Here is a 13,689-nt window from a genome sequence, read left to right on the forward strand (position 1 = left end):
GGATCATGTCGTTGATTTTAGCTGATTTGATTCAAATTAGCATTTAGATGTTTAACGCTTAACTGCCTATTTTTGATATGAAAAGTATTGATTATTGCGGGTCAAAGGAAAGCGTTTTTTAATAAAGACCCGTTGCCTAAATTTAAAATGCCGTTCTCTATTTACCTTTAAAACACATGTTATGAATACGTATGCCTGCAATTGCTATCTATTTTAACTATTGGCTACAATCAAGCGCAGTTCAAATAATAACCACCACGTAATCGAGATGGTTAAACGTTATAAAAATTAGAATAAAAATAATCAATCAACGACATGAATTAAAACAGGGTCACACAATGACAATAATAAAAAACGTTCAGCAGTGTGTTAAAAATCTAATAATTTTGAGTGTGCTTTCATTCTCTTTTTTTAGTCAAGCGGCGATAAACCAAAATCAACTTGGCGCCAATTATAGTGTTAACCAGCAACAAATTAACTTTCGTATTTTTTCAGCTAATGCAACCAAAGTTGAACTCTACCTTTATGATCAGGCCACGGGTGTAGAAGAAGTCGCTCAATATTCGTTGACCAAAGATAATAACGACATCTGGTCTACAACACTTGATGTAAATGCTTTAGATCCTCGTCTTAGCAATACAATTTATTACGGATACCGTGTTTGGGGGCCAAACTGGCCATATAATGCGGCCTGGGAAAAGGGCACTAATGTCGGTTTTATTAGCGATGTTGACGCTCAGGGAAATCGCTTCAATCCAAATAAACTACTCAGCGACCCTTATGCAAAAGAACTCAGCCATGACCACTTAACTCCGCAATGGAACGATGGAACAATTTACGCATCAGGTCCAAGCTATCGCAATATTGACAGTGGCTTACAAGCCCCTAAAGGTATTTTACTTGCTGCCGACTCGCAGTCGATTGGTATCAAACCAACAAGGGCGTTAAAAGATGACATTATTTATGAAGTTAATGTCAGGGGGTTAACAAAAAACGACACTAGTATTCCAGAACAATTTCGCGGTACTTATCAAGGCGCTGCACTCAAAGCGCAATACTTAGCAGACTTAGGCATTTCAGCCGTTGAGTTTTTACCTGTACAAGAAACTCAAAACGAAACAAACGATATGGTGACCTCGACAGACGGCGATAATTATTGGGGGTATATGACCCTAAATTATTTTGCTCCTGACCGCCGATACGCCAGCGATAAATCGGCAGGGGGGCCAACTAAAGAGTTTAAAGCTATGGTTAAGGCATTCCACGATAAAGGGATAAAGGTCTTTATTGACGTGGTTTATAACCATACTGGCGAAGGCGGAGCTTGGATTAATGGCGACTCGTCTACTTATAATCTTTATTCTTGGCGTGGACTGGACAACTCAACCTATTATTCTTTAACAAATGATAAACAACATTCGTGGGATAACACTGGGGTCGGCGGAAATTACAATACGGTAAACCCGATTGCACAGGACCTTATTATTGACTCTTTGGAGTACTGGCAGACAACGTTAGGGGTTGATGGATTTCGCTTCGACCTTGCTTCTGTGCTCGGCAATACCTGCGAACACGGTTGTTTCAACTTTGATAAAATGGCGTCGAACAACGCGTTAAATCGTATTATAAATGAATTTACAGAACGCCCAACGTGGGGCGGTCAGGGTTCCGATTTTATTGCAGAACCTTGGGCGATTGGCGGTAATTCTTATCAAGTAGGTGGTTTCCCTGCGGGATGGTCAGAATGGAACGGTAAATACCGCGACACGCTACGTAAAGATCAAAACCTTTTAGGCGCAGAAGATACAACGCTTGGTGAACTTGCCAATATCTTTACCGGCTCTGCTTCGTTATATCAAGATGATGGCCGAGCCCCCTGGAATTCAGTTAATTTTGTTGTTGCTCACGATGGCTTAACATTAAAAGATCTATACTCCTGCAACAGTTCGAACAATAGTCAATTATGGCCATATGGACCTTCTGATGGCGGTGAAAGTAACAATCACAGCTGGGATCAAGGTTGGTACAACCAAGCACAGGAACAGCGTAAAGCAGCGCGCAATGGATTTGCATTACTGATGTTAAGTGCCGGCACACCAATGATCACCGGTGGCGACGAATATTTACGTTCAATTCAATGTAATAACAATCCATACAATCTAGATTCAATCGCTAATTGGCTTAACTTTGACTGGTCAGCCGACCAACAAAACTTCAATACATTTGCTAAGCGAATGATTGAGTTCCGTAAAAATCACCCATCGTTACGTCCGGCTAGTTTCTACCAAGGAATAGACACTAATAGTAACTATATGGAGCAATTAGTTTGGTTTCAGCCAGATGGCAATGTTGCGTCGGGTCAATATTTTAACGATGCCAATAATCATGCAATCGCCTATCGCATAGATAGCTCAGAATTTAACGAGCAAACGTCAGCAATCTACGTGGCTTATAACGGTTGGTCGGGCAATGTTAATTTCACTTTACCTTGGCCTGGTGCAGGTAAAAACTGGTATCGAGTAACAGATACATCCAATTGGAATGAAGGCGAGAACACAGTAAAACCAGTTGGTTCAGAAGATTTTATTGGTGGTGAATACACCTCTTACGGTTTAAATGGCCGTGCAATATTAGTTTTAATTGCTAAATAGCAAACAGGGTTAAGGACAAATAAAAATGATGTTAAAAATTAAATCTCTAGTGGCAATCTCTTTGCTAACGTTGGCGTGTAACAGCCAAGCGACAATTATCACAGTCGCGGCGGACAACGCTAATAATTATGGTAACCAATGGCTAGGAAATGGCGGAACAGGTTTTGATGAATGGCACTTTATCACCGACAGCGCCAATGGCAGTGCAGGCACATTTTTAGCAAATAAAAGCGGTGAGAATGACCTAAACCATATTGCGTCAAATCCATCAGACAACGCCTGGGGAAGCTACGCCAATGGCGACGGCTTTAATCAAGTTGAAGCGTATCGAGGTTTTGCCAGTAATTCCCTTTCTGAGGTAGGAGATATTTTTAACGTCTCTTTTGAGCACGGTGCCATTACGCAAGGTGGTTCTGTTGGTTTTGTACTAAGAAATCAAAATATTCACAATAATATTGGTGACTATAATCAACAAAGCCGTTTTGAATTTGGATTTATTGGTGGCGGTCAACATTACAGTATTTTTGACGGATATGGGGTTATCGACACTGGCATCGGCTACACAGATGCAGGGTTAAGCCTAACGTTTACTTTGTTAAGTACGGATCTTTACCAACTCGATATATTTAATGCCTTTGACAGCTCGCTAATTCAAAGCCGAAATGGCTTATTAAGCGGAACTGGCAGTATCGACAGTGTTGCGCTTTACAATCGTAATGCTGAAGACGCTAATGCCTATTTCAACAGTCTTTCGATAAGCAATACTCAAGTCGCTTCCGTACCAGAGCCTGCAGGCTTTATGTTTGTATTGCTTGGATTGTGTTTTATGACATGGCGTAAACGCAACAAAATCTAAAGTTAAACGGCTTTATAAAAACAACATAGTTTGCAATAAGCCGTTAACTCGAAACTGAATTTAAACTAGCCGTAACCAATTTATTGTTTACGGCTTTTTTGTGTCCGTTGATGGGAGGGGGAAGCTGTCACTTTCCTATGTATTTGTAATCAGAATATATATCGATTGAAGTTTCGTTGATTTCTGTAAAATAGGCAAAGCTGCCTTTCATCGCCATTTCATGTTGCTTAGGTAGAACCTTACCGTCCAATTGTATGAATGACATGGTCATAACAAAGTCAGTAATATGTGCGGTAAACATCGGAGAAAAATCGGCGCTGTTCCAAATTGAAATTGTATCGATAAATTGGGCTTCTTTTTGATAGGTTAGCTGTCCTTTAAGCTTACCAATAGAGTCTTCACCCAATTTTTTGAGCCTAACGTTAAATGCCATAACAAACTGCTCATCATCTTCGGAAACAAAGGTTAGGCTTTCTTCATTTATCAACTCCCGCAGGGACAGTTTCAGGCTGTTCTTTTGTTTTTTTGTTTTGGTTTGTTGCCTTTTTTTGTCGGAAAAATTTTGAATTTGTTTGCCTGTTGGTTGTTTCCCATTAATTTGCTTTAACAGCCAAGGTTCACTTAACTGTGGTGAATGCTGCTCAATACTACTTGATATGTCGCCTTCTTCGTTTTCATGGCGAGTTACTATATATGCCCAATGTTTTCTCTCGGTTTGTTTTGCTTTTATTATGGCGAGATTTATTTTGTCCCTGAACATAAGTAACTTTTCAGGAGCGACATCTGTCGCCCAAACGTTAAATATAGAGCTGACGCCGAGTAGAAATATCAAGTAAGTCTTCATGTTGTCGGTCTTTTTTTAAAAATAAAACGCAACTGTAAATGCGGGTTTGTGAAATAAAAGTGAAACTGACAGACATTATTTTTAAGGTTATTGATGATTAATATTTAGTTTCTGGCTTTCCCAAAATTTCACATTACTTTCACAAACATCAAAATAGGATGGCGCCACATACTTTTTACTGTGGTGCACATTTATGCCTTGTTCAATCGAACTAACACGCGTTTCGCAATCATTTAGCAATGCCGATTCGATTATTACCCTATTTGAAAACCTTGACTTGTCGGTTCAACAAGGACAGTCGTATGCGATTACTGGCCCGTCTGGGGCTGGCAAGTCGAGTTTGCTGATGCTCTTATCTGGATTAGAACAACCAACGATTGGCAAGGGCAATGTAGTAACCGGTGACCATATTGCATCACTTGATTCCATACGTTCTGAGATTGGGTTTATCTTTCAGCAGTTTCATTTACTGCCGGAGCTGACCGCATTGCATAATGTTGCTTTACCTTTGAAGCTGCGCGGAGATAAAAACGCAATTAATAAGGCACAACTTTGGCTAGATAAAGTCGGGTTGGGTGACAGAGCGATGCATAAACCCGCCCAGTTAAGTGGAGGTGAACAGCAACGTGTCGCCATTGCCCGGGCGTTAGTATTTTCTCCCAAGTTTATTTTTGCGGACGAACCCACGGGGAATTTAGACCAGCATAATGCCACGGAAATAGCCGATATTTTATTTGAATGCTGCCAACAAAATAACGCTGGATTGATTATTGTCACCCACAGCCATGAACTTGCAAGCAAAGCGAAACACATATATGGGTTAGCCAACGGTAAGTTAACCAATACATCGGTAACTGCCGAGGCACACGTGCCTGAGAATTCGTTCGAGAATATATCGAGAGATACAAATCAAACGCTTGCATCAACTGCCCAGAAAAAGCAGGTATTGCCATGTTAAATCTTACAATACCGTTGGCATGGCACTATGTGTGGCAAGAGTTTCGTCAACCTCATCAATTGTTGCTGCGTTGGGTTCAAGCCGTTTTAATGGTTTTTATTGTGACGTTATCGTTAGCTAGCAATACCATTCAAACCTACCTAGAGGGAAATTTACAAAATCTGCTCGGGGCTGATGCTGTTTTGACGCAAAAAGCTAATCTAACAAAGGAGCAAATAACCGTTTTGTCAGGACACAGTGAAAATGTGGTCAAAACCTCACAAATTGACGCCACACTGACTTTTAATACCAAGTGGCAACGCACAAAATTAAAAGCAGTGGGTCGTGATTATCCATTACAGGGCCAATTACTCACATCAACATCTGTATTAGCCTCAAATGACAACCTAGCTGAGGTAACACTTGGTGGGCCTAAATTAGGTAACATCTGGCTGGACAGCCGACTTTTTGCAAGTTTATCCGCAGTAATGGGAGATGTGATTAACGTCGGTGAACATAGATTTGTTGTTTCTCGATTATTAGTTCACGAACCCGACAGGTTAATGGAAGGCCATAACGTTGCGATGAGAGCGATAATTAATATCGAAGACATGGAAAAGCTGGCTTTTGCAGCTGATCTCATTCAACACCGTTACTTAGTCTCTGGCACAAAATCGCAAATCAACCAACTTATACAATGGCAAAAACAGTCGCTTCCGGCGGCCAAAATACACCACAAACAAGGTGCACATCCACTTGCTCTATTTTGGCAGCGAACCGAAAATTTCTTGGGTTTGGCTTCGATTATTTTGTTTTTTATGGCGGCAATTGCTATAGAGCAATTAGCTCAGGTGCATTTGAAAAAAGAACAGGTTTTTTCTGCTATTTGCATGAGCCTAGGCGCATCAAAGGTAACAGGTTTACAGTTATCAATTTTAAAATGGTTTTTTAATATATTGCTCTTAATTCCGGTTGTTGTCGTAATCTCTGGGATTTGTCATTGGTTGGTCGTCAATTGGTTGTCTACAACTTTCCCAGCAATTAGCTGGCAACTAGAGGCCGGTTTAATGGCCAAAACCATAACAACGAGTGTTTTACTCTTTGCGGTTTTTCATACTCCTGTTTGGCTAACTCTGTGGCAAACATCGGTTCCTAAGCTATTTCAACAAAATCAAAAAAGCATTTCTTTAGGGTTAGTCAAGCTTTGTGCTTTAGTTGTTTTGGTATTAGTCGCCTTTAAATATTCCGACAATGGTTTGTTAACCTTGATGTTAGTGGGCAGTATTTTTATCACCATTTTGTTGCTTGTCGCGATTAGTTGGGCGGCGTTAACATTTGGTGAAAAAGCCACTCAGCGTTTTTCTGGACTCATCCCGTTTTCTCTATTTATGATGAAGCAGCGTTTGTTAAGCAAAAGTACACAAATTCTAGGAATAGGACTAAGCACGTTCCTTTTGCTTTTTACCTTAATGCTATTAAGGGATTTGGGAGACACTATGGTGTCATATCAGCGGACGCACGACGGAAATGTGATGATTTCACAGGCGGATCAGCAACAAATGAATGCAATTAAGGAATGGTCAATGAAACATGGAATTGACCTGCGTCAAACTAAACCCTATCTGTATGCTAAGGCGGTCAAAATTAATGACCAAGCACTGGATGACTTCAGCCAAAAGCCCAGCGATAGTTTAGCGACATTATCCCGTTCGATTCGTTTGCATTGGAGCCAAACTGTGCCGGACAATAATCGAGTGGTCCAAGGCAAGTGGTGGTCAAAAGATTCCGATAAATGGCAACAAATCTCGCTAGAAGAGGAGGTCATGACCGACTTAGGCTTAACACTTGGCGACACGCTGACGTTTATTATTAATCAACAAAGTTTTACCTTTACGATAGCGGCGAGTCATGTTTATCAACCTGGAGCCGGTTCCATAACCTTTTGGGTGCAAATGCCAGCAACGGCCGTAAAACATATAAACGCGCCCCATTACAACATGGCAAGCTTAGAAATGGATGATGACCAATGGCCGCTGCTCGGTCAAATGTGGCGACAATATCCAACGATTAGAATGGTCTCTTTAGGTGAATTAACTAAACAGTTTGATAATATTTTGGCCATGATCACTAAAGTGATTAGCGGTTTTGCTGTCATGATTATTTTTCTTGCTGTTACTGTTATTTTGTCTTCAATTAATGCGTTTGAAAATAAAGAAAAGAAAAAGAACTGCGTGATAATGAGCTTCGGTTTTTTGAAAAAAACATGTTGGCAACTTAATGTTATTGAGTGGCTCATTACAGCATTCATCATCGCCATAGGCGCTATTGCGGGGACATATATCACCGGAATGTTAATTTATCAGTCGCAGTTTTCACTTGTATATCAACCCAACGTAACCGTGTTATGTCTTACTTTGGTTGTCATCTTGAGCACAGTCACCTTGTTAGGGGTATACGCCAGTCGACACAGTTTAAAAAGTTCTGTGAAACAACTGATGGCAGATGTTTAGGCGTAAGTCATATAGTGCTTTAAATCGTTTCACATTTGTTTCACGTCAGCTTTGCAACACTAGCGCAATACTTAGGAGAAACAAATGAAAAATGTAAAACAACGTATTGGTAAACTTATTACTTTATTTACCTTGTTGGCTGTGACCACGATAATAACGCAAGTAAATGCAAAGCAAGTAAAAGCATCGCAAGCAGAATTAACTGACATTAAAATTTTAATGGTTGTCAGCGGATATGGGCAAGGTGCAGAACCCGCAGGCGAGCAATCTAAAGAAAAAGCGAATGGAAAAACGCTCATCAAACGAGAAGAACGCCCAGGGTATGAATTTGACGAGTTTGCAAAAGCGTATTCCGTATTTAAGGAAAATGGCATAGCAATTGATATCGCAAGTCCTAACGGTGGCAAAGTAGAAGCGGATAAATTTGATCCCAACAAACCCTATAATGCAAAGGTGCTCGCTGACAAAACCATTATGGCACAATTGAATAACACAATTGGAACAAGTGTGTTGGATGCCAATGATTACGACGCTGTATTTGTTGTAGGTGGCAAAGGGGCTATGTTTGACCTACCAAATGACACGGCATTGCAAAAGCTGATCGCCCAGATATATCAAAATCAAGGCATTGTATCTGCTGTATGTCACGGCCCTGCCGCCTTCGTAAACGTAAAGCTCGATGATGGCAGCTATTTGGTTGCCAATAAGGCTATAAACAGCTTTACCAACGAAGAGGAAATGTTGTTTGGTAAAAAGTGGTTAAGCAAATTTGAGTTTTTATTAGAAGATAAACTTGTCGAACATGGTGCTAAGTTCCAATCGAGTCAAATCATGTTAAGTCACGTCGCAATAGATGACCGCTTAATTACTGGGCAAAATCCGACTTCGACAGTGGCAGTTGCCAACGCTTTAGTTAAACATTTGGGCATGACGCCGGTTAAAGCCGATATGGATATCGAAGATAAAACCTTGGCAGTTGTTGCAAAGTTTTTGTCAGGTGACACCGCTGCACTCAATGTACTTACTTCCGCCTTAAGTGGTTCTGATGACCAAGCGGAACAAACGCCGGGGCAATATCATTTACCATTAGTTGGTATGTATGGCTTCTATTTTCATAAAAATGCGAAAACAACCCGAGAGTTTGAGCAATCATTAGCGCTTATGAGTGCTGCGCAAAAGGCCATTAATAATCCACGCTTGGATATGGAAATTGCAAAAATACTGGCTAAATTGGGACAAACGACAAAGGCAAAAGCGACATTACAACAATTGCTTGCTGGAAATCCTGATTTTAAACCGGCGCAGGACATGTTAAAAGCACTGTAACAAAACGGACCTTTAGCTAATGAGTCCTTAAAGCAAACTATACTAATTTGCGTTAAGGAACGTTTAATCTGAGAAAGACATGAATACGCAATCTCTATACATTTTGGTCGTTGAAGACCAACAAAACATAGCTCAAAACATTGCTGAATACATGGAAAATAAAGGTCATGTATTAGACTTCGCAACCCAAGGAGAACAGGGATTTAAGCTGGCGTTAGCCAATCATTATGACGTTGTCATTTTAGACTTAAATTTACCCGTTATGAGTGGCCTTGAGGTTTGCACCCAGTTACGTCTTCAGGCGAGTCACCATGTGCCAATAATCATGCTTACCGCAAGAGATAGCATTGAGGATAAAATTTCGGGTTTTACAACGGGCGCAGACGACTACCTGACAAAACCGTTTTCTTTGGAAGAACTTGAAGTACGCTGTTTAGCTTTATCTCGGCGACATTTGTTGCAAACTAACCACATTTTAACGTTTGATAAGTTGGTCATCGATCGAAAAAAACAACTGGTCACTCGTGAAGAAAAACCACTAGAGCTACACACAATGGGTTATCGGATTTTGACAATATTAGCCGAAGCGTTTCCACAAGTAGTGAGTCGTTCAACCTTATCTCAAAAATTATGGGGCGACGAGCCAACAGAATCGGATGCGCTTAGATCACACATATACCAACTTAGGAATACGTTAGATAAACCATTTGATTACCCCATGATTAAAACGTTGCATGGTATTGGCTTTGTATTGGACGTGAAAAAATAATGACGCATAATAAAATTAATCCAACCCCACAATCGCAGATACTCGGCCATACAACAGGGCAAAAGTTCCATAGTTTAAGTGGCAAAATTGTCAGTCAATTTTGCTTATTTACTCTGTTTGTTTCTGCTGTGTGGGGAATGTTCTGTTTTGTCTTATTGTACAATATAGAAGATGAATTTATCGAACGAGAAGTCAATCAAGAAGCGCATTATCTTCAACAAGGTTTCAATAAAACTCAAAGCTGGCCGGCGCCTCGTGTCAGCTACATGACGTTATACTTCTCAAAGGACTCCCTGCCAAAGGATATAAAATCACGATTTATTGATGAGCCCAACAGAAAAGAATTTTCTGGAGAAAATGGCCGTCATTATCACTTGCTGGCACTGCCAAAATTTGAAAATATTTACCTTGTGGCAGAAGTCAGCGAAATGTTGTTAGTTCGTCCTATCAGTAAAAATTTATTAAAGACAATGTTCATTGCGGGATTTATATTGGTGCTATTTGCTTTCGTTATTGCATGGCAATTAGGCAGAAAAACCGCAAGACCGTTAAAACAACTTGCAGACTTAGTTCACGGCGTAGCGCCAGAAAACATTCCCGATTCATTTGCAAAGCAGTTTCCCAATAATGAGATTGGCAAATTGGCACATACCCTAGAAAGTACATTGACCAGAATGAATCAAAGTTTACTAAGGGAGAAATGTTTTACTCGAGATGTAAGTCACGAGCTAAGAACACCCGTTGCTGTGATCAAAAATGCGGTGGAGGTTTACAATAATCTAGATTCAATTCCTGTGATTAAACCTATCATTGACCGTATTTCTCAGGCAAGTACGCAAATGGAACAAACGGTTATTACACTGTTAACGCTTGCTAGAGAAGAACATACTGAAGCAACTAAAAACCACATTAAGATCCTGCCTTTAATCGAACAATCGGTAATTGACCAAAGCCACCTTATCAACAACAAGCCAATTCAAGTTGATGTGGACGATAGCTGCAATGTCGAAGTTTATGCCCAATCTGGCATGTTAAAAGTGTTGTTAGACAATTTAATTGGAAATGCATTTCAATATACACAACAAGGAAACGTCACAATCGAAATGCAAAATAACACTTTGGTTATTGCCGACACCGGACCTGGCATTGAGCCCAACCTTTCTGAAAAAATAACCGACCCCGCCGTTAAAGGCGACCAAAGCACAGGTTATGGATTTGGATTATCTATAGTAAAACGACTATGTGAACACCAAGACTGGCGACTAACCGTTTCAAGTGAGCGGGGAACCAAGATTGCGATAGAACTCACATAGCATTTAATTCTTTCACCTTGATTTCCCGACCAGTGGGGTCAGAGTTGCTGATATTTCAAACTTCTAGTGCACTTGGCTGCAAATGCCAAATATCGTTGGGCTGATTTATATTCTAAGTAAAAGGAGACTAAAAAAGCGGGTTTGTGAAAAAACAGTGAAATTGACTGACAGTTTATGGTCCACTAGTTTTGATATGGCCATCTTGTCTAAACTAACTCACCATCTTTGAATACTATTTATCAACTCCAAAAGTTGGGGGAGCGTTTTGTAAATTTTTATTAATCTTGTTCTGGATAAATAAATGTCATCTCGATATTTATTTACTTTTAGTTCAATTTTTTAATGTGGTTAATGCGATTGATTTGACGTTAGTAGTTACTAGAATACGAAATTTTTGCGTATAGCAATGCGCAAACTCATACCTAAAAGCTGGCTATTGCTAAAAAAACCAACTCAGCTAGGCGCGGAAATGCCGGGCTCCCTCCTGTTGTTCCAAAATTATAATATTGTGGCTGCTAAAAATTACGGTTTTATGGGGAGAAACTGTTTACATAAGTAGACGATTTAAAATTGGGAACATTTAAAAATGCGTCGTCGTACATTACTAAAAATAAAATTTGGTATTTAGACTTTAGCTAAAAATTTAAACGGAGAGTATCAATTCATCATTCTCCCTTTGTGCTATCTCTAAAGGATAAAAGCAATACCATTTATCATAAACAAGTAAGCACTTAGAGCAGTTTGGAACGCATTATACAAATAATACATGTGTAGATATTGTTATCCTTAACCAAACAAATTTTGTCCCGTTACCATGGTAACCACAGGGTCCGAGTTAAGAATAAATTTAATCGAATTTACATTGTTCGTTTTAATGTTAGAAATTAATTCTCATATAAAGAGATATAACATAATGAAAATATTATCGGCTATTTTAATTCTTTGGTTCACTGTTATGTCTTATGGTTCTTCTGCTACGCAGCGACCTAATGTAGTCCTTATTTTTGCCGACGATTTAGGGATGGGAATGCTGAGTCGGTATGGTCAAAAAATAGTTACGACACCTAACATCGATCTTTTAGCGCAAGAAGGAATAGAGTTTACCAATTATCATGCTAACACCTACTGTGCCCCTGCACGGTGGAGACCTACTGAATGGTCTGCATGATGGTCGAATCGGGGCGGGGCCACATAGCAAAGGTGGTTTTATAGTTAAGCTTGATCGAAATACCCCTAAGCTCTCAGATGAGCAGTGGCAACGTCAATACGATAAACATATACAAAAACTCAACGCTAAAGCGCGAATAGATGATGACACGCTGTTTTTAGCTCAAGTAGCCAAAGATGTTGGTTATCGCACTGCTCAATTTGGCAAACTAGATACTGGCTTTTTAACGTGGCACGAGCGAGTTACGCGCCATGGTTGGGATCATTATGTGGGTTATTACGACCACGCACGTGCACATGGATTTTATCCATCTTATTTATGGAAGAACGGCAATAAGCTTCCACTCAAAGGAAATCCTTATGCTAATGCAGGCAAGCGCAGTGAGTCAGGTAAAGAACCAGTAGGAACAGGTGGTGAAACTTATTCTCAAAATGTGTTGTTAAATGAGATGCTGAGCTTCATGCGTGATCATAAAAAAAACCATAAAGACAAACCGTTTTTTCTTTATCACAGCACGCAGTTGCCACACGGTCCTGTTGCGATTAATAAACTACACCCTGATTATATCAATCGGGAAGAGTTAACCCTGTCAGAAAAAAAGTATGCCAGTATGGTTAAAATGTTAGACGACCACGTTGGTCTGATTATGCAGGAGCTAAAAGTTCTCGGTATGGATGAAAATACCATCGTTTTTTTCACCTCTGATAATGGTCACGAAACTTATTACCAAAATAAACAAGGCTTTTTGCCAAAGTCCCGTAAAAATAAACTGATGGATGGCAGCCAAGCTGACTTCGAGAAAAACAAGTGGCGTACAAGTAATGGCGGAGACATCTTTAATGGGGGGGCGGGAATGGCTAATATGAAATGGTCTGCTTTCCAAGGTGGTATTCTTACACCAATGATTGTACGTATGCCCGGACATATAGCCCCCGGCACTAAAACAAATCGCCTTACCACGCATTACGATTTTTTACCGACCCTGGCAAGCATTGTTAAATCTACTGATGAGCGTATTGCCAAAAAAGATGGACTATCTTATCTGCCGACATTACTTGGCAAAGAGAGCCAGGAGCACAACTGGATATTTGTTCGTGGCGGTAAAAAAATGAAAGGTGTGGTGATTGATAACAAGGGCTGGAAATTTTCTCAATTCAAGGATGGTACTCAGCAACTCTATTCTTTGCGTGAAAACCATCTTGAAGAAAACAATGTGATTAAACAATACCCTGATGTTGCCAAACGCTTAAAAGAAATTTTTGATAAAGAATTTGACTCGGCTTGGCCTTAACTTATTAACTTAATTGAATGAGAA

The 13,689-nt window shown here is 40.0% G+C and carries 10 protein-coding genes; 9 read left to right on the forward strand and 1 reads right to left on the reverse strand.

What is annotated here, in order from left to right; translation table 11 throughout:
* The first annotated feature begins 338 nt into the window (after positions 1-338).
* Together Q4575_RS07275 and Q4575_RS07280 are read left to right on the forward strand one after the other, a co-directional pair.
* Complete coding sequence (locus Q4575_RS07275; protein ID WP_303521965.1) at positions 339-2,651, forward strand: isoamylase; 2,313 nt, start codon at positions 339-341, stop codon at positions 2,649-2,651.
* 25 nt (positions 2,652-2,676) lie between these two features.
* Positions 2,677-3,507: a PEP-CTERM sorting domain-containing protein gene (locus Q4575_RS07280; RefSeq protein WP_303521966.1), complete on the forward strand. Its 831-nt coding sequence runs from the start codon at positions 2,677-2,679 to the stop codon at positions 3,505-3,507.
* A 127-nt stretch (positions 3,508-3,634) separates the two neighbouring features.
* On the opposite strand, the gene Q4575_RS07285 is transcribed toward Q4575_RS07280, so the two are convergent.
* Entirely contained in the window at positions 3,635-4,351 is a 717-nt protein-coding gene (locus Q4575_RS07285; RefSeq protein ID WP_303521968.1) for a hypothetical protein, read from the reverse strand.
* Between the two features lie 193 nt (positions 4,352-4,544).
* On the opposite strand from Q4575_RS07285, the gene Q4575_RS07290 reads away from it, so the two are divergent.
* The 7 genes from Q4575_RS07290 to Q4575_RS07315 all read left to right on the forward strand — a co-directional run bounded on the left by Q4575_RS07290 (position 4,545) and on the right by Q4575_RS07315 (position 13,665).
* Positions 4,545-5,309 (forward strand): ABC transporter ATP-binding protein, encoded by a 765-nt coding sequence (locus Q4575_RS07290; protein ID WP_303521970.1) that lies wholly within the window; start codon positions 4,545-4,547, stop codon positions 5,307-5,309.
* Entirely contained in the window at positions 5,303-7,798 is a 2,496-nt protein-coding gene (locus Q4575_RS07295) for an ABC transporter permease (RefSeq protein WP_303521972.1), read from the forward strand. The genes Q4575_RS07290 and Q4575_RS07295 overlap by 7 nt, the downstream gene beginning before the upstream one ends.
* An 84-nt stretch (positions 7,799-7,882) precedes the next feature.
* Positions 7,883-9,124 (forward strand): type 1 glutamine amidotransferase domain-containing protein, encoded by a 1,242-nt coding sequence (locus Q4575_RS07300; RefSeq protein WP_303521973.1) that lies wholly within the window; start codon positions 7,883-7,885, stop codon positions 9,122-9,124.
* 79 nt (positions 9,125-9,203) lie between these two features.
* Positions 9,204-9,893, forward strand: coding sequence for a response regulator transcription factor (locus tag Q4575_RS07305; RefSeq protein ID WP_215962678.1), 690 nt, complete (start codon positions 9,204-9,206; stop codon positions 9,891-9,893).
* Entirely contained in the window at positions 9,893-11,206 is a 1,314-nt protein-coding gene (locus tag Q4575_RS07310) for a HAMP domain-containing sensor histidine kinase (RefSeq protein WP_303521976.1), read from the forward strand. The genes Q4575_RS07305 and Q4575_RS07310 overlap by 1 nt, the downstream gene beginning before the upstream one ends.
* Positions 11,207-12,233: 1,027 nt before the next feature.
* Positions 12,234-12,374 (forward strand): sulfatase-like hydrolase/transferase, encoded by a 141-nt coding sequence (locus Q4575_RS19815; protein ID WP_368392945.1) that lies wholly within the window; start codon positions 12,234-12,236, stop codon positions 12,372-12,374.
* Positions 12,319-13,665 carry a sulfatase-like hydrolase/transferase gene (locus Q4575_RS07315; protein ID WP_303521978.1) on the forward strand — a complete coding sequence of 449 codons (1,347 nt, stop codon included), beginning with the start codon at positions 12,319-12,321 and terminating at the stop codon, positions 13,663-13,665. The genes Q4575_RS19815 and Q4575_RS07315 overlap by 56 nt, the downstream gene beginning before the upstream one ends.
* Positions 13,666-13,689: the final 24 nt, after the last annotated feature.

Source organism: Psychrosphaera sp. 1_MG-2023, assembly GCF_030548245.1.
In the GTDB taxonomy this organism is placed as follows: domain Bacteria; phylum Pseudomonadota; class Gammaproteobacteria; order Enterobacterales; family Alteromonadaceae; genus Psychrosphaera; species Psychrosphaera algicola.